The 21,837-nt window shown below is 59.9% G+C and carries 20 protein-coding genes and 1 tRNA gene; 4 read left to right on the top strand and 17 right to left on the bottom strand.

What is annotated here, in order from left to right; genetic code table 11:
* Positions 1 to 251: 251 nt before the first annotated feature.
* The 10 genes from JAO85_RS24335 to aceA form a co-directional block, all read right to left on the bottom strand.
* Positions 252 to 328: transfer RNA gene (locus JAO85_RS24335), tRNA-Pro, on the bottom strand.
* Between the two features lie 30 nt (positions 329 to 358).
* The gene (locus JAO85_RS24340; protein ID WP_202789213.1) at positions 359 to 808 is read right to left on the bottom strand and encodes a MerR family transcriptional regulator; all 450 of its coding nucleotides are present in this window, start codon (positions 806 to 808) and stop codon (positions 359 to 361) included.
* A gap of 241 nt (positions 809 to 1,049) precedes the next feature.
* Positions 1,050 to 1,376: an integration host factor subunit alpha gene (locus JAO85_RS24345; protein WP_012838976.1), complete on the bottom strand. Its 327-nt coding sequence runs from the start codon at positions 1,374 to 1,376 to the stop codon at positions 1,050 to 1,052.
* Between the two features lie 28 nt (positions 1,377 to 1,404).
* The gene (pheT, locus tag JAO85_RS24350; protein WP_202789214.1) at positions 1,405 to 3,873 is read right to left on the bottom strand and encodes a phenylalanine--tRNA ligase subunit beta; all 2,469 of its coding nucleotides are present in this window, start codon (positions 3,871 to 3,873) and stop codon (positions 1,405 to 1,407) included.
* A 165-nt stretch (positions 3,874 to 4,038) separates the two neighbouring features.
* Complete coding sequence (gene pheS / locus JAO85_RS24355) at positions 4,039 to 5,091, bottom strand: phenylalanine--tRNA ligase subunit alpha (RefSeq protein ID WP_003069975.1); 1,053 nt, start codon at positions 5,089 to 5,091, stop codon at positions 4,039 to 4,041.
* A gap of 200 nt (positions 5,092 to 5,291) precedes the next feature.
* A complete protein-coding gene (rplT, locus tag JAO85_RS24360) occupies positions 5,292 to 5,651 on the bottom strand; it encodes a 50S ribosomal protein L20 (protein WP_003053572.1) in 360 nt (119 codons plus the stop codon).
* Positions 5,652 to 5,677: 26 nt separating this feature from the next.
* Positions 5,678 to 5,881: a 50S ribosomal protein L35 gene (gene rpmI, locus JAO85_RS24365; protein ID WP_003053571.1), complete on the bottom strand. Its 204-nt coding sequence runs from the start codon at positions 5,879 to 5,881 to the stop codon at positions 5,678 to 5,680.
* 193 nt (positions 5,882 to 6,074) lie between these two features.
* Complete coding sequence (gene infC, locus JAO85_RS24370; protein ID WP_012838978.1) at positions 6,075 to 6,707, bottom strand: translation initiation factor IF-3; 633 nt, start codon at positions 6,705 to 6,707, stop codon at positions 6,075 to 6,077.
* Between the two features lie 82 nt (positions 6,708 to 6,789).
* Positions 6,790 to 8,709 (bottom strand): threonine--tRNA ligase, encoded by a 1,920-nt coding sequence (gene thrS, locus JAO85_RS24375; RefSeq protein WP_039051238.1) that lies wholly within the window; start codon positions 8,707 to 8,709, stop codon positions 6,790 to 6,792.
* A 323-nt stretch (positions 8,710 to 9,032) separates the two neighbouring features.
* Positions 9,033 to 10,364, bottom strand: a complete 1,332-nt coding sequence (aceA, locus tag JAO85_RS24380) for an isocitrate lyase (RefSeq protein WP_003053566.1) — start codon at positions 10,362 to 10,364, stop codon at positions 9,033 to 9,035.
* Positions 10,365 to 10,869: 505 nt separating this feature from the next.
* On the opposite strand from aceA, the gene JAO85_RS24385 reads away from it, so the two are divergent.
* Positions 10,870 to 11,781 (top strand): DMT family transporter, encoded by a 912-nt coding sequence (locus JAO85_RS24385; protein ID WP_012838980.1) that lies wholly within the window; start codon positions 10,870 to 10,872, stop codon positions 11,779 to 11,781.
* Between the two features lie 16 nt (positions 11,782 to 11,797).
* Here JAO85_RS24385 and rraA read toward each other — a convergent pair whose 3' ends face one another.
* A complete protein-coding gene (gene rraA, locus JAO85_RS24390) occupies positions 11,798 to 12,313 on the bottom strand; it encodes a ribonuclease E activity regulator RraA (RefSeq protein ID WP_202789215.1) in 516 nt (171 codons plus the stop codon).
* 278 nt (positions 12,314 to 12,591) lie between these two features.
* On the opposite strand from rraA, the gene JAO85_RS24395 reads away from it, so the two are divergent.
* A complete protein-coding gene (locus tag JAO85_RS24395; protein WP_003053560.1) occupies positions 12,592 to 12,900 on the top strand; it encodes an SWIB/MDM2 domain-containing protein in 309 nt (102 codons plus the stop codon).
* Positions 12,901 to 13,493: 593 nt separating this feature from the next.
* Here the strand turns inward: JAO85_RS24395 and JAO85_RS24400 are convergent.
* Entirely contained in the window at positions 13,494 to 13,754 is a 261-nt protein-coding gene (locus JAO85_RS24400; RefSeq protein ID WP_012838982.1) for a helix-turn-helix domain-containing protein, read from the bottom strand.
* Between the two features lie 105 nt (positions 13,755 to 13,859).
* Between JAO85_RS24400 and JAO85_RS24405 the strand changes: the two genes are divergently transcribed.
* Positions 13,860 to 14,255, top strand: a complete 396-nt coding sequence (locus tag JAO85_RS24405) for a helix-turn-helix domain-containing protein (RefSeq protein WP_012838983.1) — start codon at positions 13,860 to 13,862, stop codon at positions 14,253 to 14,255.
* A 103-nt stretch (positions 14,256 to 14,358) separates the two neighbouring features.
* Here the strand turns inward: JAO85_RS24405 and JAO85_RS24410 are convergent, their stop codons facing one another.
* From JAO85_RS24410 to JAO85_RS24430, 5 genes are all read right to left on the bottom strand, one after another.
* Complete coding sequence (locus JAO85_RS24410) at positions 14,359 to 15,762, bottom strand: sulfite reductase subunit alpha (protein WP_202789216.1); 1,404 nt, start codon at positions 15,760 to 15,762, stop codon at positions 14,359 to 14,361.
* Complete coding sequence (locus JAO85_RS24415) at positions 15,759 to 16,877, bottom strand: FAD:protein FMN transferase (protein WP_237734993.1); 1,119 nt, start codon at positions 16,875 to 16,877, stop codon at positions 15,759 to 15,761. Before JAO85_RS24415 ends, JAO85_RS24410 begins: the two co-directional genes overlap by 4 nt.
* A gap of 87 nt (positions 16,878 to 16,964) precedes the next feature.
* Complete coding sequence (locus tag JAO85_RS24420; RefSeq protein ID WP_003069955.1) at positions 16,965 to 17,765, bottom strand: DUF4198 domain-containing protein; 801 nt, start codon at positions 17,763 to 17,765, stop codon at positions 16,965 to 16,967.
* Between the two features lie 151 nt (positions 17,766 to 17,916).
* Complete coding sequence (locus tag JAO85_RS24425) at positions 17,917 to 18,438, bottom strand: DUF2271 domain-containing protein (RefSeq protein WP_012838986.1); 522 nt, start codon at positions 18,436 to 18,438, stop codon at positions 17,917 to 17,919.
* A 27-nt stretch (positions 18,439 to 18,465) separates the two neighbouring features.
* Positions 18,466 to 19,116: a PepSY-associated TM helix domain-containing protein gene (locus JAO85_RS24430; protein WP_003069950.1), complete on the bottom strand. Its 651-nt coding sequence runs from the start codon at positions 19,114 to 19,116 to the stop codon at positions 18,466 to 18,468.
* Between the two features lie 374 nt (positions 19,117 to 19,490).
* Between JAO85_RS24430 and JAO85_RS24435 the strand changes: the two genes are divergently transcribed.
* Positions 19,491 to 21,767, top strand: a complete 2,277-nt coding sequence (locus JAO85_RS24435) for a TonB-dependent siderophore receptor (protein WP_202789217.1) — start codon at positions 19,491 to 19,493, stop codon at positions 21,765 to 21,767.
* Positions 21,768 to 21,837 lie beyond the last annotated feature (70 nt).

The following is a 21,837-nucleotide window of genomic DNA, read 5'->3' on the forward strand; positions in this document are numbered from 1 at the left end:
GCTAGGGTTAATGCGTGGGTCAGATTGAGATGGAAAAACCGGGGGCTAGTGGGTCACTTCTGGGTGGAAATCAACAATTAAGAATCAATACCGCTTCCAGCACCACAACCATCATAGCGGCGCACGCGTTACAAAGTGAAATCAGCCTACATCCAAAGTCAAAGTCAAAGTCGTAATCGAACAATTGACAATGAATTGATCTGAAATAGAAAAAGGGCTTCTGACTGAATAGTCAGAAGCCCTTGTCTAATTGGTCGGAATGGCGGGATTCGAACTCGCGACCCCTTGCACCCCATGCAAGTGCGCTACCAGGCTGCGCTACATTCCGAAGACTTGAATTATACACAGAAATTCGACATCAAAGAGAAAGCAGCGCCCTGATCTGCAAAAGCTCCTCTTTGACCTCCTCCATGCCCATTGCACCGGCAGGCTCCGAGCGGCCCTGCTCCAGCATTGCAGCCAACAGATGGCTTTGCGCCAGCTCTTCCCCCTGCAGGGGCTGGGCCGGATGCACAAGCACCGGCTGCTGCTCGACTGCCTTGCCGTGACCCGTCACCAGTTCGCGCAGACGATTTCGTGCGCCGCTGATGGTGAAGCCCTGCTCGTAAAGCAGCTCGCGAATGCGACGCACCATCAACACCTCATGATGCTGGTAGTAGCGGCGGTTGCCACGACGCTTCATGGGCTTGAGCTGCACAAACTCCTGCTCCCAGTAACGCAGCACATGAGGCTTGACGTCGCAAAGATCCGCGACCTCACCGATGGTGAAATAGCGCTTGGCGGGAATTGCTGGCAAAGAAGAAGCCATGGCTGGTTGCAAGCGGTCAGTGAAGGGATGGGTGAAAGATATGCAATCACGACTTGCGCAATTTCGGGTCAGGCATGGTGTTTTGTCATTAGAAATGCCCGCCATGCATTCCTGTTTGCACAAGTCCTAGCAATATAGCGCGAAGAGCTGACAGGACCTTGCACCGCTCGCGACGCAAAACTGTCAGCTCCTCAGTCACCGATGCTTAGCCTGTCCGCGCATCAGTGGATTTACCAATCGCTTATGACCCCGAGCCTTCGCCCTGGATCAGCTCCTTGAGCTTGCTGCTGGCATGGAAGGTCACCACGCGGCGCGCAGCGATGGGAATCAGCTCACCGGTGCGCGGGTTTCGACCGGGCCGTGGCGCCTTGGTGCGGATCTGGAAGTTGCCAAAGCCCGAAAGCTTGACGTCTTCGCCCTCCACCAGCTTTTGCGAGATCAGGTCGAAAAACGCATCCACCATGTCCTTGGCTTCGCGCTTGTTCAAACCGATTTCGTCAAACAGCAGATCGGCCAGCTGCGCCTTGGTCAACGCGGGGCTGTCGATGCTCTCTACGGCAAGCTCCATGGGTCGATCTCCTTGTGGATTGAACATATCAACGCAGGCGAGCCGCAACGCGTTCAACCAGAGCCGCAATTGTGCCCTGCATGGCGGCATCGATTTCCGCATCGGTCAGCGACGCGGTGTCGCTGCCCAGCGTCAGACGCACGGCCAGGCTCTTCTCGTCCTGAGCCAGGCTGCCCGGCGCCGCTTCCTCGCCAGCCTTGAGCTTCTTGGGACGGAATACGTCGAACAGCACGGCCGAGCGCAGAATGCCGCCCTGCACGCCTTGCTGCACGGCTTCCATCACCTGGGCGTGAGTCACGGCTTCCTTGACGACCACGGCAATGTCGCGCTCCACGGCCTGGTGCTTGGCCACGGACTTGAACAGGGGGACCTCACGGGCCAGCACGGCATCGAGCTCGAGCTCGAACATCACGGGAGCCTGGGCCAGATCCCATTCCTGGCGCCATTGGGGGTGCAGCTCGCCGACAAAACCGATGGCCTTGCCGTCCAGCAGCACGCGCGCGCAGCGGCCGGGGTGCATGGCGGGGTGCTCGGCAGGCTCGAACACGGGCTTGGCTGGGGCCAGCAGTGCTTCCACATCGCCCTTGACGTCGTAGAAGTCGACCTTGGCTTCTGCCCTGCCCCACTGCAGCTGGTCGGCAGCGCCGTAGGCGAGACCCGCCACGCGCATGGGCTGATAAAAGCCCTTGACGGTGGTGTCGGAATCGACCACGGAGTCGTCCTTGAAGAACACGCGACCCAGCTCGAACACGCGCACGCGCTGAGCCTTGCGGTCCACGTTGAACTTGAGCACCTGCAGCAGCGAGCCCAGCAGCGACGAGCGCATTACGCTCAGATGGCTGGCAATGGGATTGAGCAGCTTGATGGCGCTGCTGTTGCCAGCCAGCTCCTGCTCCCACTTTTCTTCGACAAAGCTGAAGTTGATGGTTTCCTGGTAGCCCAGGCCCGCCAGCTCGTGGCGCACGGCATAGGGACTGCGCTGGTTCTCGGCGCGCAGCTTGGGCGAGATCGGGGCCAGTGGCTTGGTGGTCGGCAGGTTTTCGTAGCCGATCATGCGGGCCACTTCTTCGATCAAGTCTTCTTCCAGATTGATGTCGAAGCGGAAGGTGGGAGCGGTGACGCTGATCACAGGTTCGCCTGCCGCACCTTCGCTGGCCACCGCGGCAGGCAGACCCAGGCCGTTCAGGGCATCCAGGCATTGCTGCTGCGTCACGGCCATGCCAATGACCTTGGCCGCACGCGCCACGCGCAGTTGCACGGCCTTGGAGACAGGCATATTGGGCTGGTGGTCGTCCATGGCACCGACTTGCGTCTCTGGCGTGCCGCAGATTTCCAGCACCAGCGCGGTGATGCGCTCGATGTGCTCGGTGGTGAACTCGGGGTCCACGCCGCGCTCGAAGCGGTGACCGGCGTCGGTCGAGAAATTGAAGTGGCGCGAACGACCGGCCACGGCCTTGGGGAACCAGAACGCGGCTTCGATGTAGATGTTCCTGGTGTCGTCAGACACGGCCGTGGCGTCGCCGCCCATGATGCCGGCCAGCGACTCGACCTGCTTGTCGTCGGCAATCACGCCGACCTTGAGGAAATCGTCGATCTTGATGGTGTTGCCATTGAGCAGCTTGAGCGTTTCGCCCTCCTTGCCCCAGCGCACATTCAGGCCGCCGCTGATCTTGTCCAGATCGAAGATATGGCTGGGACGGCCCAGCTCGAACATCACATAGTTGGAGATGTCCACCAGCGGGCTGACCGAGCGCTGGCCGCAACGCGCCAGACGGTCCACCATCCACTGAGGCGTCTTCACCTGGGTGTTGACATTGCGCACGATACGGCCCGAGAAGCGGCCGCACAGATCGGTGGCTTCAATCTTCACGGGCAGCTTGTCCTGCAAGGCCACGGCCGCAGCAGGGAAGGACAGGGCTTTGAGCGGCGTGCCGGTCAGCGCCGACAGCTCGCGCGCCACGCCGTAGACGCTCAGGCAGTGCGCCAGATTGGGCGTGAGCTTGAGCGTGAACAGCGTGTCGTCCAGATTCAGGTACTCGCGCACGTTCTGGCCCAGGGGCGCATCGGCGGGAAACTCCAGCAGGCCGCTGGCGTCTTCGTCGATGCCCAGCTCCTTGGCCGAGCACAGCATGCCAAAGCTCTGCACGCCGCGCAGCTTGCCGATCTTGATCTTGAAGGGCTTGCCATCGGCACCGGGCGGCAGCTCGGCACCCACGGTGGCGCAGGGAATGCGGATGCCCACGCGCGCATTGGGCGCGCCGCAGACAATGTTCAGCAGCTCGGGGCCGCCCACGTCGACCTGGCAGATTCGCAGACGGTCGGCGTCGGGGTGCTGCACGGCTTCCTTGATTTCACCGACCACGATGCCGGTGAAGGGAGGCGCCACAGGATCCAGCTCTTCCACTTCCAGACCGGCCATGGTCAGAGTATCGGCCAGTTGCTGGGTGGTCAGATTGGGGTTGCAGTATTCGCGCAACCAGGATTCAGGAAATTGCATAGTCAGACTCTTTGGCGTTCATGCCAGTCGCACCGCAAGCGGTCTGCCACTGGCTGGGCATGCGTATCTCAAAAAGATGAGCTATTAGCGCTCAGCATATAAGGATTTCAGCATCAAAACTATCTGAAATCGTTTCAGAGCATGCGCTAGCAGCTCACTTTTCAATTACTGAAACTGCGACAGAAAACGGATGTCGCCGTCGAAGAACAGGCGCAGGTCATTCACGCCATAACGCAGCATGGTCAGGCGGTCGGGGCCCATGCCAAAGGCAAAGCCGATGTATTTTTCGGGATCCAGCCCCATGTTGCGCACCACATTGGGGTGCACCTGGCCGGAGCCCGCCACTTCCAGCCACTTGCCGGCCAGCGGGCCGCTCTGGAACTGGATGTCGATTTCGGCCGAAGGCTCGGTGAACGGGAAGAAGCTGGGGCGAAAGCGCAGCACCAGATCATCCTGCTCGAAAAAGGTCTTGCAGAAGTCGGTGAACACGACCTTCAGGTCCTTGAAGCTCACGTTCTCGCCGATCCACAGGCCTTCGCACTGGTGGAACATGGGCGAGTGGGTGGCGTCCGAGTCCACACGGTAGGTGCGGCCGGGAGCAATCACGCGGATCTCGGGCATGGTCTGACCGGCATCGAGCGCATTGCGGTAATTCTTCACATGCTGCACGGCATGGCGCACCTGCATGGGGCTGGTGTGCGTGCGCAGCAGATTGGGCGCGTGCTGGGTGCCGCCTTCGACATAGAAGGTGTCGTGCATGGAGCGCGCGGGATGGTCTTCAGGCGTGTTCAGCGCCGTGAAGTTGAACCAGTCGGATTCGATCTCGGGGCCCTGGGCCACATCAAAGCCCATGGAGCCGAAGATGCCCTCGATACGCTCCATGGTGATGGAGACGGGGTGCAGCCCTCCCGCGCCACGACGGCGACCGGGCAGAGTCACATCCAGCACCTCGGCCTTCAGATGGGCCTGCAGCTCGGCGTCTGCCAAAGCCTTGCGACGGGCGGTCAAGGCCGCTTCGATCGCCTGCTTGGCCACGTTGATGGCGGCGCCGCGCGACTTTTTCTCTTCGACGGAAAGCTGCGCCATGCCCTTCATGAGCTCGGTCATCTTGCCCGACTTGCCCAGAAACTGCGCCTTGGCATTTTCCAGATCAGCGGGGGTGTGGGCTTGCGCAAACAGTTGCTGTGCGCTTTCGACCAGAGAATCCAACTCGTTCATATCGACTCTTTATCGACTTGTAAAAATAAACAAGGGCTAGTGCCTTTTCAAGCCCTAGCCCTTGCTGTTTGTGCATCAGCAGCTACTGAACAAGACACGACTTCTGCAATCAAGTTCAAGCAAGATGCTCGCCCATCAGCAAATGCCTTTGGGGATTCTTGTCTGCAAAAGTCCTACAAGAGTAACTACCGATCGTGACCTCAGGCAGCCAGCTTGGCCTTGACTTGGTCGACGATAGCTGCAAAAGCAGCCTTGTCGTGCACGGCGATATCGGCCAGCATCTTGCGGTCGATTTCGATGGCAGCCTTCTTCAGGCCGTTGGCGAATTGGCTGTAAGTCAGACCCAGTTCACGTGCAGCAGCGTTGATACGAGCGATCCACAGCTGACGGAACACGCGCTTCTTGGTACGACGGTCACGGTAGGCATATTGACCAGCCTTCATGACCGCTTGCTTGGCAACGCGGAAGACGTTACCACGGCGACCGCGGAAACCCTTGGCCAGATTCAGAACTTTTTTGTGACGGGCGCGAGCCGTTACACCACGTTTGACGCGAGGCATGTGTTTTCTCCTAGTTCGTCAGTGAATTACAGGCCTGCGGAAGGCAACATCTTTGCGATGGAGCCCATATCGCCGGAATGCACGTTGACAATGCCACGCAGGTGACGCTTGTTCTTCGTGGTCTTCTTGGTCAAGATGTGACGCTTGAAGGCTTGACCGCGCTTGACGGTACCACCGGGACGAACGCGAAAACGCTTCTTCGCGCTGCTCTTGGTCTTCATTTTGGGCATGTGAATGCTCCTATTGAATTTGTGCTCGCAAGGCGGTGTGCAACCCGCACACACTTCGCTGGCCTCCGAGGCACTTGTTTGTCAGTCCGGCCAGGCCGGGCTGACGTCTTGCAGGCAAGCCTGCAAATTCTTTGTCTGCCGCACAAAACAAAAGTGGGCCAAGCCCACTTTTGCCGATAAGGCAAAACCGCAATTATGCCTTATCTGCAGCCTCAGGTGCAGCTGCGGCGCCATCAGCCTGTGGTTTTGCACCACCGGCGGGCTTCTTGCCGCCTGCACGAGCCGGTGCCACCATCATGATCATCTGACGGCCTTCCAGCTTGGGGAACTGCTCCACCTGGATGGAATCGGCCAGATCGTCACGCAGACGGTTGAGCAGATTCAGACCCAGCTGCTGGTGCGTGATTTCACGACCGCGGAAACGCAGCGTGATCTTGCACTTGTCGCCATCCGCCAGAAAACGGCGGATATTGCGCAGCTTGATGTTGTAGTCACCATCATCCGTACCAGGGCGGAACTTCACTTCCTTGATTTCGATGACGGTCTGCTTGGCCTTGGCTTCAGCAGCCTTCTTCTGTTCCTGGTACTTGAACTTGCCGTAATCCATCAGACGGCAGACCGGAGGAGATGCGTTGGCCGCAATTTCCACCAAGTCGACATCCAGCTCGCCGGCCATGCGCAACGCTTCTTGCAGCGGCACGATGCCCAGAGGCTCGTTGTCGGGACCAGACAGACGCACTTCAGGCGCCATGATTTCTCGGTTCAGTCGATGCTTGCGCTCTTCACGGTGGCGCCGATCGCGAAATTCAGTAGCTATGGTTTTCACCCTTGGATTGAAATGGCTACAACAGCGTAGCCGGCTAGCGTGCCTTGCACGCTGACCGGCCCGCCACAAAAATTAATCTGCTTCAGGCCTTGGCCGCGATGTCCTTGGCGAGCAATTCAATGAATGCATCAACCGACATCACTCCGAGGTCTTTGTTACCCCGGGCGCGCACTGCAACCGCACCAGCAGCCTTCTCCTTGTCGCCCGCGACAAGGATGTAGGGCAGCTTCTGCATGGAATGCTCGCGTATTTTATACGTAATCTTTTCATTGCGCAGATCTGTCACCACTCTAAGGCTTTGATTCGGCAATGCTTTTTGCAGCTTCTGCGCAACTTCCTGCGCATAGTCGGCCTGAGCGTCCGTGATATTGAGCACGGCAGCCTGCACGGGAGCCAGCCAGGCAGGCAGTGCGCCCGAGTGATGCTCGACCAAAATGCCGATGAAACGCTCGAGCGAACCCAGGATCGCGCGGTGCAGCATGATGGGTCGATGGCGCTCGCCATCCTCGCCCACGAATTCCGCATCGAGACGCTCGGGCATGTTAGGGTCCACCTGGATGGTGCCGCACTGCCATTCACGGCCCAGCGCATCCTTCAGGGTGTACTCGATCTTCGGGCCGTAGAACGCACCCTCGCCCGGCAGATACTCGAACTCGCAACCCGATGCACGCAGACCTTCGGCCAGCGCGTTCTCGGCCTTGTCCCAGGCTTCATCGGTGCCGATGCGCTTCTCGGGACGGGTCGACAGGCGATACAGGATGTTGGTGAAGCCGAAGTCGGCATACACCTTCTGCAGCAGCGAAGTGAAAGCCGTCACCTCGGCCTGGATCTGGTCTTCGGTACAGAAGATGTGACCATCGTCCTGTGTGAAGGCACGCACGCGCATGATGCCGTGCAGCGAACCCGTGGGCTCGTTGCGATGGCAATTGCCGAACTCGCCAAAGCGCAGAGGCAGATCGCGATAGCTCTTGATGCCTTGCTTGAAGATGATGATGTGGCCCGGGCAGTTCATGGGCTTCAAGGCATATTCACGCTTTTCCGAATCGGTGGTGAACATGTTTTCGCGGTACTTGTCCCAGTGGCCGGTCTTCTCCCACAGGCCCTTGTCCAGAATCTGCGGAGCCTTGACTTCCTGGTAGCCGTTGTCCTGATAGACGCGGCGCATGTACTGCTCGACCTGCTGCCAGACCGCCCAGCCCTTGGGGTGCCAGAACACGGTGCCGGGCGAGTGTTCGTCGATGTGGAACAGATCGAGTTCGCGCCCAAGCTTGCGATGGTCGCGCTTTTCGGCTTCTTCCAACCTGAACAGATAGTCCTTGAGCTCGTCCTTGGTTGCCCAGGCGGTACCGTAGATGCGCTGCAGCATCTCGTTGCGATGGTCGCCACGCCAGTAGGCACCGGCCACTTTCATCAGCTTGAAGTGCTTGAGCTTGCCGGTGCTGGGCACGTGGGGGCCACGGCACAGATCTTCGAAGGCGCCTTCACGGTACAGGCTCACATCCTCGTTGCTGGGGATAGAGGCAATGATCTCGGCCTTGTAGGCTTCGCCGAGACCCTTGAAGTACTGCACGGCCTCGTCGCGAGGCAGCACGCGGCGCACCACCTGCTCGTCCTTGTTGGCCAGCTCGGTCATCTTCTTTTCGATGGCAGCCAGATCTTCGGGCGTGAAGGGACGCTTGTACGAGAAGTCGTAGTAGAAGCCGTTTTCGATCACAGGGCCGATGGTGACCTGCGCATCGGGAAACAGCTCCTTGACGGCATAGGCCAGCAAGTGAGCGGTGGAGTGGCGGATCACCTCCAGACCGTCGGCATCCTTGGCGGTGATGATGGACAGCGGCGAATCCTGCTCGATCACAAAGCTGGTGTCCACGACCTTGCCGTTGATCTTGCCGGCCAATGCGGCCTTGGCCAGGCCGGAGCCGATCGAAGCAGCGACTTCGGCAACCGAAACCGGGCCTGGATATTCGCGCTTGGAGCCATCGGGGAGCGTGATGTTGATCATAAATTCCTTGTCAAACCAAATTTGTGTGGGTGAGGGCCAGCGCCAGAGCTTTGGAGTTGCCTGAAAGCAAAAAGCGCGGAACCAGTCCGCGCTTTGATGAGGGTGTCGAGAAATCTCGGGCAGGCGCGAACCGCCAGCTGCCATCAGCAGCTGAAGTACATCTCCGATGTAGTTCGCGGTGTCATAACCGTTGATGCCTTTCTCGCCCTTGTGAATTGAAGTCGCGCCATTTTAACCCGGCAAACAAAAAAGCGCCCGAGACTTTCGCCCCGGGCGCATAACCCCACTTTTTCTACCTAGACAGAGTCACGATTCATCGTGGCTCAATGGAACTGCTCTTCCTCGGTGGAACCGGTCAGCGCCTTGACGCTGGAAGAGCCGCCCTGGATCACGGTGGTCACATCGTCGAAGTAACCTGCGCCCACTTCCTGCTGGTGCGAGACAAAGGTGTAGCCCTTGTCACGTGCCGCGAATTCGGGCTCCTGGATCATTTCCACGTAGTGCTTCATGCCCTCGCCGCGAGCGTACTCGTGGGCAAACTTGAAGGTGTTGTACCAGTTGCTGTGAATGCCGGCCAGCGTGATGAACTGGAACTTGTAGCCCAGTGCGGACAGATCTTCCTGGAAGGAGGCGATCTGGCTGTCGTTGAGGTTCTTCTTCCAGTTGAATGAAGGCGAGCAGTTGTAGCTCAGCAGCTTGCCTGGGCAGGCGGCATGCACGGCCTGAGCGAATTCGCGGGCAAAGCCGATATCGGGCACGCCGGTTTCGCACCACACCAGATCCGCATAGGGAGCGTAGGCCACGCCGCGGCTGATGGATTGCTCCAGACCGTTCTTGACGCGGTAGAAGCCTTCTTGCGTACGCTCGCCAGTCAGGAACGGGATGTCGTTCTCGTCATGGTTGCTGGTGATCAGGTTGGCCGCCTCGGCATCGGTACGGGCCAGCACAATGGTGGGCACGCCCATCACATCGGCGGCAAAACGGGCGGCAATCAGCTTTTCGACCGCTTCGCGGGTGGGCACCAGCACCTTGCCGCCCATGTGGCCGCACTTCTTGACCGCAGCCAGCTGGTCTTCGAAGTGCACTCCGGCAGCACCTGCCTGAATCATGTTCTTCATCAACTCGAACGCGTTGAGCACGCCGCCAAAGCCGGCTTCCGCATCAGCCACGATGGGCAGGAAGTAGTCGATGAACTCCTTGTCGCCGGGGTTGATGCCCTTGCCCCATTGGATTTCATCGGCGCGCTTGAAGGTGTTGTTGATGCGGCGCACCATGGTGGGCACGGAGTCATAGGCGTACAGCGACTGGTCGGGGTACATGGTCTCGGAGGTGTTGCCGTCGGCAGCTACTTGCCAGCCCGACAGGTACACGGCTTCCAGACCGGCCTTGGCCTGCTGCATGGCCTGGCCTGCAGAGATGGCACCGAAGGCGTTCACATAGCCCTTCTTCGAGCTTCCGTTGATCTTGTCCCACAGCACTTCAGCACCGCGCTGGGCCAGGGTGTACTCTGGCTGCAGGCTGCCACGCAGACGCACCACATCGGCAGCGCTGTAACCGCGCTTGACGCTCTTCCAGCGTGGGTTCTGTGCCCAGTCTTTTTCGAGGGCTGCGATTTGCTGTTCACGGCTCAGTTGCTGAGTCAGGGATTGGGGCATGGTGCACTCCTTAGCGGTTAAAACAAGATGAATTGGTGTTCGTCCTTGGGATCTACTTTATGTCTGCAACATTCTTCCGCAGAGTCTTATGTCTTATAAAAGACTGAAATTTATATTCAATAAAATCAATAGCTTATTTTTATTTTTCACAATAAGAAAACGCATTTCTCGTATTGAGAAATTTTGCGGCAGCGCAACATTTCAATTTTTCATAATAAGAAATTGAATTCTTGCTTCATGAAAAATTTGCGGAAGCACGGCCTTCGGAGTCGGCATCCTTTAAACGCAGTACGAAAAAGGTCCCGGCGCCTGTCTTGATCTGCCGATTACCCGGCACGAGACAGGCCAAGCCACTTGAACAAAAACAGGTGACACGACAAAGACATGGCGCCCAAGGCGGCGAGAACCAAAAAAACAACAGTTCCCTCCCCTGGGTCAAATGCATGCAACAGCCCTGCCACACTGCTTTGCATCACCTTCTCTTGTCATTGAAATTCATTTCGCCATGCACACGCCCAGCCGCCCCATCGCCTATCTCTGCCTAGCGCTCAGCATGTCTTTGGTAGGAAGCTATGTGGCCTTGTCCAAGCCTCTGGCTGCCATCTTTCCGGTCATGCTGCTGGCTTGGCTGCGCTTTGGCATCGGTGCCGTGGCCATGCTGGGCTGGCTCAGGCCACCGGCGCACGAGACAACTCTGACCAGACAGACCAAGTGGCTGCTGTTTTTTGAGTCCTTCTTCGGCAATTTCCTTTTCACGCTCTGCATGATCAGCGGCGTGGCCTTGACCAGCGCAGTCACGGCGGGCGTCACCATGGCCGCAATTCCTGCCGCAGTCGCCATCATGAGCTGGCTTTTTCTGCGCGAAGCCGTTGGCGCACGTACATGGACAGCCATTGCTTTCGCAGTGGCCGGCATAGGGCTGAATGCCTTGAGCAAGACCGAAAGCAGCAGCCTTGCCGCACATCCTCAGCAAGGCCTGGGCCAGTTGCTGCTGATTGCCGCCGTGCTGTGCGAGGCCGCATATGCCGTGATCGGCAAAAAGCTCACCGCCAGCGTAAGCCCCAAGCGCATTACGGCGCTGATCAATCTCTGGGGGTTTGTGCTTTCCACACCCGCCGGACTCTATCTGGCCTGGCAGTTTGATTTTTCCCAGGTTTCGGTGCCCGCGTGGGGTCTGTTGCTGTTTTACGCCCTGGCCGCCTGCGTCTGGACGGTGTGGCTGTGGATGACGGGATTGCGCGCCGTGCCCGCATCACGGGCCGGCATTTTTACCGTGCTGCTCCCCATCAGCGCCGCTGTGGTGGGCATGCTGGCCCTGGGCGAGCGCATCGGCAGCATGCAATTGCTGGCCTTCGGCATAGCACTGACCAGCGTGGTGATTGCAACCTGGCCCGGTTCATTGCAGATCAGGCGCTAGGCGCCGTCGATTTCAATCAGGAAAGCAGATTGCGGCGGCTCAGCACAATGCCGTCGGCGTCGGCATACAGCCAGTCGCCCGGGCGAATCCACAGGCCGGCGATCTGCACATAGACATCGCGCAGTCCCTGACCTTGCTTGACGGTAGGCATGGGGTTGAGCGCCAGCGCATACAGACCCACGGGCGTGGATTTCAGCTCGGCCACGTCGCGCACGCAGCCATAGACAAGCACCCCGGCCCAGCCGTTCTGGGCCGCCGATGTCGCCACATTCCCCCCCACCAGAGCGCGGCGCAGCGAACCGCCGCCATCGACCACCAGCACACGACCACCTCCCGGCTCGGCCAGCGCCGCTCGCACCAGGCTGTTGTCGTCCAGACACTGCACGGTGCTGACCTCCCCCATAAAGCTGACATTCCCGCCATAGCTGTGGAACACGGGCGGCAGCACACGAAAGTCGTTGCAGTCATCGCTGATATGCGCATCGCACAAATCGCAGGTGCTGAAGCCAAGAGAAGCCGAGGAATCGCTCATGAAAATCTCCACAGAACCAAGTCTCCCGCATCTTGCCCTGAGCACCTGACATAGCACAAGCACCAGCGGACACACACAGAGAGCAACTTTTTCACAACACTCTCGGGGAAAAACCCGTGAAAACGGACACTAAAGGGCCTGAGAGCAACAAATCGAGGCAAAAAAACAGCCCACTAGCTTGGAAGAGCGATTTTTTGCCATTAGCATCAGACTCAGCCAGTGGATTGCAGCTGTATTTCGCTGGTGATAAGTCCACTACCCAATTAGGAATAAGCAATATGGCAACTGCAAAGAAGGCACCCGCTGCAGCACCGGCAGCAGCTCCCGCCGCTAAGAAGCGCACTCCCAACGCTGCCTTCATGAAACCTCTGACCCCCAGCGCCGCTCTGGCTGCCGTGGTTGGCAAGGATCCCCTGCCCCGTACTGAAATCATCAGCAAGCTGTGGGTCTACATCAAGGCCAACAACCTGCAAGACGCTGCCAACAAGCGCATGATCAACGCCGACGCCAAGCTCAAGGAAGTCTTCGGCAAGCCCCAAGTCTCCATGTTCGAGATGGCCGGTCTGATCGGCAAGCACGTCAAGTAAGCACTGCGCTTGCGCTGACCACAAAAAAGCTGGCCCGAGCCAGCTTTTTGTATTTCTGAGGCAAGTGTCGCGTACAAGCCGACGCGACTGGGGCGGCTTTACCGCAGCAATGCATGTGTGCATGCCTCGGTCTCGACGCCGACGGAATCACGACCGCGAACGCTGGTCAGGACGGAACCGGCCGGCAGGTCTTTCCGACAACCGCGCGGCCCTCCGATCGGCGCGGCCCTCACGAAGCTGACCCCGGGCTATCTCCGCCATCGTGCCCTGCCATGCTTGCACCCTGAACCGCACATTCCTGCAAGACTGCAGCTGCCGGGCAGCCAGGACATGGGCTCCACAGGCATGGAGACGCGTGCGCACGTTCGGGTCTCGGTGCGGCGAACGCCTCCCCGGCAGCCCCGGCCATGCATGGGAGGTCCACAAGCTTGAGCGCTGTCCCTCAGTAACCGTCCAAAGCCGTCACGACGCCGGCAATGCCCATGAGACATCCGCAGAGGAGACCGGCCAAGAAAATCAGTGCTGCAATTCCAAAGCTCATTGAACGCCTCTCCTGCCGCGCAGGGCCGTGTGATTGCGGCACGCCGTGCGACTCATGGCGCCCCCCTTGCGATACGCGCGTCCGCTCCTTCTGGGCGTGTGCTGTGCAGTGCATGGCGCTCGTTGACAGGCGGCCAGAGCATGTCGACGGGCATGCCTGTGATTTCTGCAATGCGCTGTCGAATGCGGGCCGATACCGCACGACCGCTGATGACTTGCGACACGCTGCTGTTGGCCACGCGCATTTCGGACGCCAATGCCGTGGGGGAAATGCCTTTCATGCGCAGCGCCGCTTTGATTTGCTCGGGATGCATCTGGTAGCCTTTCGCCTAATTATTTAGGTTAAAGCACGTCGTCGTGCTTTTGGCGAATTATGGGAAAGATTTCTTTCCCATGCAATACACCTTGGACAAGTTTTTATGACCCTAGGGGAACGGCTGCGCGAAGAAAGAAACCGGCTGGGCATGAGCCAGCCGGCCTTCGCTGCACTTGCTGGCACTACGAAGCAAACTCTTTTTTCCTGGGAATCCGGCAAGACAGCGCCGGATGGCTTTCAGATGACCGCGCTGAGCGCACACGGAGTGGACCTGTTGTATGTGCTGGCAGGACACCGCACACCGGCAGTTCACCCTGCAGAGGCTCTGTCAGACGATGAACTCCGCCTCCTTCACGGGTATCGCAGCTGCAATGCGGATGGAAGGCAGCACCTCATACGATCCGCAGAACTGCTGTCTGCGGCACATGCCATGTCCGCCGAAGACCGCAAGCAGGCCCTCCAGGATCGGCCACATCGATCGGGTGAAGACGCCCTCTGATCCGTCCTGCCCGATGTCCGAGCGGTGCGGCACCTATAGGATGCGGTGCAGCCCTGCTCCAAGACGGTGACAGGGCCTGCTGCCATCCCCCGCCCGGACGTGCTCAGTACACATCGCGTCGGTAGCGGCCCGAGCCCAACAGCTCGGCCACCTTGGCCTCGCCCAGAATGGCCTGCAGCGTCAGATGCACGCCTTGACCCATGCCGTTCAGGCTGCCGCAAACATAGATGGCCGCACCACGCTCCACCCATTGCCGGACTTCCTCTGCATGGCTGCGCAGCAAATCCTGCACATAGCGCGAATCCTTGCCGTTGCGCGACCAGGCCTGATCCAGCCGTGCCAGTCGGCCCTGCCTGAACCATGCGCCCAATTGATCGGCAAATAGCGCGTCATGCTGTGGACTGCGCTCTCCGAACAACAGCCATTGATCACTTAGCTCCTGCTGCACACGCGCCTTGATATGGCTGAGAAGGCCCGCCAGGCCCGAGCCATTGCCGATCAGAATCAGCGGTCGCCCGGCGTTGTCACCGAGTCTGAAGCCTCGGTGCTCGCGCAAGGTCAACGGCAGCACATCTCCCTCGGCCATGCCGCAGCACAACCAGTGCGACGCAAGGCCCGGCGAACCATCGGCGCGCGTGCTCTCGCGCACCAGCAGTTGCAGGCTGCCGTCGGCCGTGATCGAGGCGATCGAGTAGTCGCGCGCGCGCTCAGGGTCGGCGGGCACGCACAGAGACACCAGATCGCCCGACTCCCAGTGCGGCAGCTCGCCGGACTGCGGCGTCCACTCCAGCAGGTATAGCGCCCCGCCCTGGCTGCCGGGATTGAGCAAACGCCGCCGACCAAGCATAAAGGGTATGCTGACCGGCGCCTGCAACCAGTCCGAATCCGGTTCCTGGGCGGGCGCAGACTCGCCCAGCAAGTCCTGTCGCATCTGAGCGACCTGGGTCTGCCAGCTCTGCAAGCTCGAGGCATCCATATTGTCCACGCAGACCAGATCGCTGCGCGCGCCGCAGGTCTGCAACCATTCGTGCACCTCCACACCAAAGGCACAGAACTCCTGGTATTCACGATCACCCAGCGCCAGCACCAGGCTTTGGTGCCGGGTCAGCGCAGGCTGAGTGGCCATGAGCTGCTGCACAAAGCCCAGCGCATGATCGGGCGCATCGCCCTCGCCCGTGGTGGACAGCAGCCACAGGCTGTGTGCATATTGCTGCAGCAGCTCGGTCGTCAGCTTCTCGACGGGCAGCAGACGCACCTGCAGACCACCATCGACCAGCATCTTGCCCGTGGCGCGTGCCAGAGCTTCGGCCTGCCCCGTCTGGCTGGCATAGGCGACCAGGACGGCAGGCGCAGCAGCATCGCCCTGCGAGGCCTTGCTCTCGGCCTCATCGGCCAGGCGCTGCTTGCGTACCTTGGTGCCAATACCCCAGCACATGCCTGCGTAGGCGGCCACCAACCCCATAGCCCCATAGATGCGCTCGGGCGTCAAAATCCATTCCACTGTCATGCCTCAAATTGGTTGATCCAGGCCGGTGTCTTGAGCACCTGTCTGCAGGCCTCATTGCCACCGGAGGCGAGATGCGATGTGAGCACAGCCGCAATCTCATGTTGACGGGCAAAGTCCATGCCTTGCTGCGGACCCAGCACCGTGAGCACGGTGGCCAGCGCATCGGCGTGCATGCATTCCTCATGGAACACGGTCACGCTGGCCAGATCATGGGTCACCGGCCAGCCCGTGCGCGGATCCAGCGTGTGCGAATAGCGCCTGCCAGCCTGCGTGAACTGATGCCAGAAATCGCCCGAGGTGGCAAATGCACCCTCCCTGCAGGCCACGACCAGCGACTCGGCCTCGACAGAACCGCCCGTGCCCAGTTGCACCTGCCAGGGCCGCCCATCAGGGCGCTCCCCCCAGCTGCGCAGCTCACCGCCGATTTCGAACATGCCTGCAGCCCAGCCAGCCGCCTGCAGCTTTTGCACCGCCCAATCCACGGCAAAGCCCTTGGCAATGCCGCAAAAATCCAGCTCCAGACCACCGCTCTGCTGCAACTGCCGGGTCTGTGCATTCCAGCGCAGATGGCCATGGCCGCTGGTCTTCAGCAAGCGCTCGATCTCCTCGCCGGCCGGTGCCTGCCCTGAATGCGGCTGCAGCGGGTTCTGACGCGGCCCGAACCCCCATAGCGAAACCAGCGCTCCCATGCCGGGGTCCATCGCCGCGCCTGAAAGCCTTGCCCAATGCAAGGCCGCTTCCAGAACATGGGCGAACTCCGCCGGCACTACATGCGTTTCACCGGGTCTTGAACGATTGAACCGGGTGATCAGCGAATCCGCCTCCCAGTTGCTCATCTGGGCAATGACATCCTCAAAAACCTGCTCCAGCAGGGCCTGCACCGGCTCCGTGGGCAGGTAATCCGGGTTGGCCAGGCGCAGCGACCAGTGCGTGCCCATGGTCTGGCCGGACAGACGATGAATGCGCCCGTCCTGCTGGTGCTGCAGGCTTGCAGGTCTCCAGCGCTGCACGCCAAAGTCAAGCGCCGGCGTCCGGGGGCGAGCCTGACTCTGTGCCGCCGACGAGGGCAGTTGCCAGAGACTGGCGTCAAAGCGTACGCGGGGGGGGGTGGGCATGGGCATCCAGACAATGAAGAAAACAGCAGCGAAAACAACGACGCGCCCGTAGCGGGCGCGCGTATTCAGTCCATCAAGCGCTAACGCTTAAGGCAGGACTTCCAGAGTCGCGATATAGCCCAGGCGGCGCTCCGTTGCCTTGGCAATGCTGGTCTTCTTGTCCGTGGCATCGGCATTCAGCCAGAACAGACCTGCACGGGGGAACTTGATCTTGACCTGACCCTTGGCATCGGTCTTGAGCTTCATGGCGTCCACACCGTCGCGATAGCGAATACCGTCGGCCACCAGCTCCAGCTCCAGATCCGCAGCGGGCTTGCCGTCAAGATGGAATTCGAAAGTCGCTTCTTCGCTGGCCACCAGATCATTGGGGTGAGTCACGGGCTTGAGCTCCAGACCCTTGCCGGTCAGCGCCAGCGCCGAGGGCTTGCCCAGAGACACAAAGGTTTCCATGCGGCGCAGATTCTCGGTCACGCGCACTTCCTTGGCATCGGCAGGAATCTGCTTGAGCACTTCTTCCACCGAACCGCGCAGGCGCTTGGGCTGGCCGTTGGCATCCTTGTAGCCACCCATCACGCCGGTCATCAGCATGGTGACGCGGTAGGTACCGGTCTTTTCTGGCTTGAAGTCGAACATGCTGCGCAACTCGCCCTTGGCGACATTCTTCATTTCCACGGCTGCACCATCGGGTGCGGTCACCTTGACGGCTTCCAGACCCAGCGGACGGTGGTTGAAGAAGAACACATCGTTGGACACGGCCGCATCCACCGTCACCCAGTCGGACTTGGACAGCACGGTGCTGGAAGGCTTGAACCACAGATCATGCGCCTGGGCGCCCAGGGCAGCCAGAGCCAGAGTTGCAGCGACGATGGCACGAGTTTGGAACTTCATATCAGGTCCTTGAAAACAGAAAGGGTGACAAATCCGAAAATGAGGCGAGGCCCAAGCCAGGAACACCGAGCAAGAGCCGCCTCGCAGCGAAGGTGTTGTCCCCCTCCGCGAAGCAGAGAGGGAGGAAGGCGCGGAGCGCCTCAGGGGGTGATCAAGGCTTCAATTCCAGCTTGATCGCGCCCAGCTCGGTGCTGCCATTGGCGCTCAGGCTGGTGGCCTGCTTGACGGGCCACTCGAAGGGAATGGACACCAGTTCGCGGCCACCGACTTCACGCGCAGCTTCCACCATCAGCTTGTACTGACCGGGAGCCAGCTGGGGCAGCGGGTTCTTGCCTTCGGCAAAAGACAGCGCATGGGTGCCCACGGGCTTGGTCGGCTGGGTCACACCATCGATGGGAAAGCTCAGCTCACGGCCGGTACGACGCCACCACTGGCGCATGTCCTTGAGCCACTTGGTACCCTCTGCATTCTTCATCTTCACGTCATACCAGACGGACAGATTGGCAGCCACACCGCCGTCGGCCTTTTCCAGCCACACGGCGACATAGGGCTTGTGGTATTCGGCCACCTGCAACTGGGGCACGGTCACCGCCACATTCATCCCGCCCGCGATTGCCGGCAGGCCCACCACGGCGCTCAGCGCCACCGTGGTCTTGAAAATCCGCTTCGCCATTTTTCTTCCTTCACAAAATTCTTGGGCTCAATGCACGAGCAGCAACACCAGCAAGGCGGGCAGCACCAGACCCAGGCCCACCATGGGCCAGGTCATGGGGCGGCGCTGCGCATGCATCTTCAGGATCAGCAGACCCGTGATGCAGAACACCAGGCAGCCAATCGCAAAGACGTCTATGAACAGGCTCCAGGCTCCGCCCGTATTGCGCCCCTTGTGCAAGTCGTTGAGGTAGGAGATCCAGCCCCGGTCGGTTTTCTCGTACTCGACCGAGCCCTCCTTCAGGTCCACACGCAACCAGGCATCGCCGCCCGGGCGCGGCATGGGCACATAGGCCTCGTCTTCGCTCCACTCCACGGCAAACCCCTTGGCACTGACCTTGATCTGCTGAGCCAGCCAGCCATCCACCTCGGCAGGCAAGCCCACGGCATTCTTGTCCGCCGCTTCCACGCCCTGCTTCTGGGCTTGCTGCAGTTTTTCGAGCAAATCCCGAGGCAGTTGCGCATCACGCGATTCGACCTTGGGCTTGGACTCGATCTGCCCGGCGTGATTCAAGGTGAATCCCGTCACGGCAAACAGCAGCATGCCGATCAGGCAGATGGCGGAGCTGATCCAGTGCCACTCATGTAATTTTTTGAGCCAGTACGCCCGCTGCGGGGCGTTGGAGGAAGCCGCGGTCATTCAGAACTTTCTGGGATTGCGTTGCCGCCGGGCCGGGCCGAGCCGACCTTTGGGACATAGCGCCACAAGGCCAAGCCTTGCTTGCGCAGCAAGGCGGCATTCTAGTTGTGCAAATTCTAAATGCATCTCACTTTTATTTACTTTACTTGACGTAAACAAAGCGCCCCCCAAGGCCAGGGCGTTTACGCCACCCCGAAAACTCGTGACTGCATAGATCAGCAGGACACGCACCGTCTATCCAGGCAGCCTGTCTGTTGCCGTACTGCAACAAAACGTAGATTATCGGGCTCCATTATTGAATGGTATCGAGAATTATTATCAATATCACCTAGAATCCGCACGCTTTTTCAAAAAATCGACTCTTCATCAAAAGCATGTCCAACAACCATCTGACCCCGACCGACTCCAACGGCTTGCGCTGCGAGCTCAAGCAAATCGTGATTGCCGCAGGCCTGTGCCTGATTGGCGCCAGCGCGATGGCTCAGCAGGAAACCACCTTGTCCACCGTGAATGTGGAAGCCTCTGCCGACGCCAGCTTCAAAACCGAAGCCAGCCCTCAAGGCAAGTTCACCGCCCCTTTGCTGGACACGCCCAAGACCGTTCAGGTCATCAATGAAGAGATCATCAAGCAGACCGGCGCCACCAGCCTGCAAGATGCCCTGCGCTCCACCCCCGGCATCACCTTCGGCAACGGCGAAGGCGGCAACCCCACCGGCGACCAGCCTTTCATCCGCGGCATGGACGCCCAGTCCAGCACCTTTGTGGACGGCATGCGTGACATCGCCTCCGGCACCCGCGAGCTGTTCAACGTCGAAGCCGTGGAAGTCATCAAGGGCGCCGACTCGGCCTATGCCGGTCGTGGCGGCGCTGGTGGCTCCATCAATATCTCCACCAAGAAGGCCAAGAACGAGAACTTCATCTCCGGCGACGTGGGCCTGGGCACCGACAACTATCTGCGTGGCACGCTGGACATCAACCGCAAGATCAACGAGACCACCGGCATTCGCCTGAACGCCATGGGCCACAGTGCCGACGTTCCCGGCCGCAACGGTCCTGACAACAAGCGCTGGGGCATTGCCCCCACCGTGACCTTCGGCATGGGCACAGCCACCGAAGTGACGCTGTCCTGGCAGCATCTGCAGACCGACAACACCCCCGACGGCGGCGTGCCTTATCTGTATAGCAATGGTGTCAACGCAGCCGGTTCAACCAACGCAACGCAACTGCCCGGCGGCTCCAAGATTCGCCCCACTTACGGCAACAGCCGCGACAACTGGTACGGCCTGAACAACCGTGACTACGAGAAGGAAAAGAGCGATCTGTTCACCGCTTCGGTCACCCACAAGTTCACCGACACCAACAAGATCCGCAACAGCCTGCGCTATAGCAAGACCAAGCAGGACTATATCTGGACCCAGCCCGACGACTCCAAGGGCAATGCCCTCAATGGCTATGTCTGGCGCCGTGGCAACTACCGTGTCTATGACACCACCACGCTGCAGAACGTCACCGAATTTACCGGCAAGGAGCAGACCGGCTCCATCGGCCACAGCTATGCCTTCGGTCTGGAACTGTCCAAGGAAAAGGCTGACGGCAGCTCGGGCGCCATCCAGAGCGGCACCGGCGTGTGCACCTCGGTGTCCGACCCCTGGTGCACCACCTTGAGCAACCCCAGCGGCGCCAATGCAGCCTGGAATGTCCCCTTGACTCTCCCAGCGCAATCCACCGTCAACAAAATCGACACCATTGCTGTTTACGGCTTTGATACTCTGAAGCTCAACGAGCAATGGCTGGTGAATGCAGGTCTGCGCGTGGACCACTACAAGCTCAACGCTTCCGGCCCCGCCGGCGGCCGTGGCGCCAGCGCCTACCCGGCGTATGACCTGAGCCGCAGCGATACGATGTTCAACTACCAGCTGGGTGTGGTCTACAAGCCCTCATCCAATGGCAGCATCTACGCCAACATCGGTACCTCTTCGCGCCCCGGTGGCTCGACTCTGGGCAACGGCAGCGAGGACCTGACCACGACCACCGATGCGCTGATCAGCCTGAAGCCGGAAAAGACCAAGTCCATCGAGCTGGGCACCAAGTGGGACCTGCTGGACAAAAAGCTGAACCTGACTGCCGCAGTCTTCCGCAATGAAGTGACCAATGTGCGCATCAGCGATGCAACCGGCACGTACATGGGCGGCAACAAGGAAGTCAATGGCATCGAACTGGGCTTTACCGGCCAGATCCTGTCCAATCTGAGCGTGTTCGGCGGCTATACCTTTATGGATAGCGAATTCAAGAACATGGGCAAGGACGATGTTCGCAATGGCCTGCCCTTCTACAACACGCCCAAGCACAGCTTCAGCCTGTGGACCAGCTACAAGCCCATGGCCAAGCTGACCTTGGGCCTGGGTATCTATGCTCAGAGCGACGTTGCTGCCAGCTACATTCAAGGCAAGGGGGGCATCGTGACCAAGGGCGCTTCCGGCTATGCCCGTTACGACGCGATGATGGCCTACCAGATCGACAAGAACCTGAGCTTCCAGCTGAACGTCTACAACCTGGGCAACAAGGTGTACTACACCGGCGTGCGCTCGCCTCATTACGCCAATATGGGCGCTGGCCGCTCGGCCGTGGCCTCGCTCAAGTTCACGTACTAATTCATGTACTGACAGGAGCAATGGCAGTCCTGCCTGCGCTTGATCTGGCGCAGCCTGGCTGCAAACCATG

Source organism: Comamonas sp. NyZ500 (assembly GCF_016772095.1).
GTDB lineage: Bacteria > Pseudomonadota > Gammaproteobacteria > Burkholderiales > Burkholderiaceae_C > Comamonas > Comamonas thiooxydans.

Coding starts and splice junctions, on each gene's coding strand:
- JAO85_RS24340 (WP_202789213.1), bottom strand. CDS start 808: ATGGCTTCTTCTTTGCCAGCAATTCCCGCCAAGCGCTATTTCACCATC.
- JAO85_RS24345 (WP_012838976.1), bottom strand. CDS start 1,376: ATGGAGCTTGCCGTAGAGAGCATCGACAGCCCCGCGTTGACCAAGGCG.
- pheT (WP_202789214.1), bottom strand. CDS start 3,873: ATGCAATTTCCTGAATCCTGGTTGCGCGAATACTGCAACCCCAATCTG.
- pheS (WP_003069975.1), bottom strand. CDS start 5,091: ATGAACGAGTTGGATTCTCTGGTCGAAAGCGCACAGCAACTGTTTGCG.
- rplT (WP_003053572.1), bottom strand. CDS start 5,651: ATGCCTCGCGTCAAACGTGGTGTAACGGCTCGCGCCCGTCACAAAAAA.
- rpmI (WP_003053571.1), bottom strand. CDS start 5,881: ATGCCCAAAATGAAGACCAAGAGCAGCGCGAAGAAGCGTTTTCGCGTT.
- thrS (WP_039051238.1), bottom strand. CDS start 8,709: ATGATCAACATCACGCTCCCCGATGGCTCCAAGCGCGAATATCCAGGC.
- aceA (WP_003053566.1), bottom strand. CDS start 10,364: ATGCCCCAATCCCTGACTCAGCAACTGAGCCGTGAACAGCAAATCGCA.
- JAO85_RS24385 (WP_012838980.1), top strand. CDS start 10,870: ATGCACACGCCCAGCCGCCCCATCGCCTATCTCTGCCTAGCGCTCAGC.
- rraA (WP_202789215.1), bottom strand. CDS start 12,313: ATGAGCGATTCCTCGGCTTCTCTTGGCTTCAGCACCTGCGATTTGTGC.
- JAO85_RS24395 (WP_003053560.1), top strand. CDS start 12,592: ATGGCAACTGCAAAGAAGGCACCCGCTGCAGCACCGGCAGCAGCTCCC.
- JAO85_RS24400 (WP_012838982.1), bottom strand. CDS start 13,754: ATGCATCCCGAGCAAATCAAAGCGGCGCTGCGCATGAAAGGCATTTCC.
- JAO85_RS24405 (WP_012838983.1), top strand. CDS start 13,860: ATGACCCTAGGGGAACGGCTGCGCGAAGAAAGAAACCGGCTGGGCATG.
- JAO85_RS24410 (WP_202789216.1), bottom strand. CDS start 15,762: ATGACAGTGGAATGGATTTTGACGCCCGAGCGCATCTATGGGGCTATG.
- JAO85_RS24415 (WP_237734993.1), bottom strand. CDS start 16,877: ATGCCCACCCCCCCCCGCGTACGCTTTGACGCCAGTCTCTGGCAACTG.
- JAO85_RS24420 (WP_003069955.1), bottom strand. CDS start 17,765: ATGAAGTTCCAAACTCGTGCCATCGTCGCTGCAACTCTGGCTCTGGCT.
- JAO85_RS24425 (WP_012838986.1), bottom strand. CDS start 18,438: ATGGCGAAGCGGATTTTCAAGACCACGGTGGCGCTGAGCGCCGTGGTG.
- JAO85_RS24430 (WP_003069950.1), bottom strand. CDS start 19,116: ATGACCGCGGCTTCCTCCAACGCCCCGCAGCGGGCGTACTGGCTCAAA.
- JAO85_RS24435 (WP_202789217.1), top strand. CDS start 19,491: ATGTCCAACAACCATCTGACCCCGACCGACTCCAACGGCTTGCGCTGC.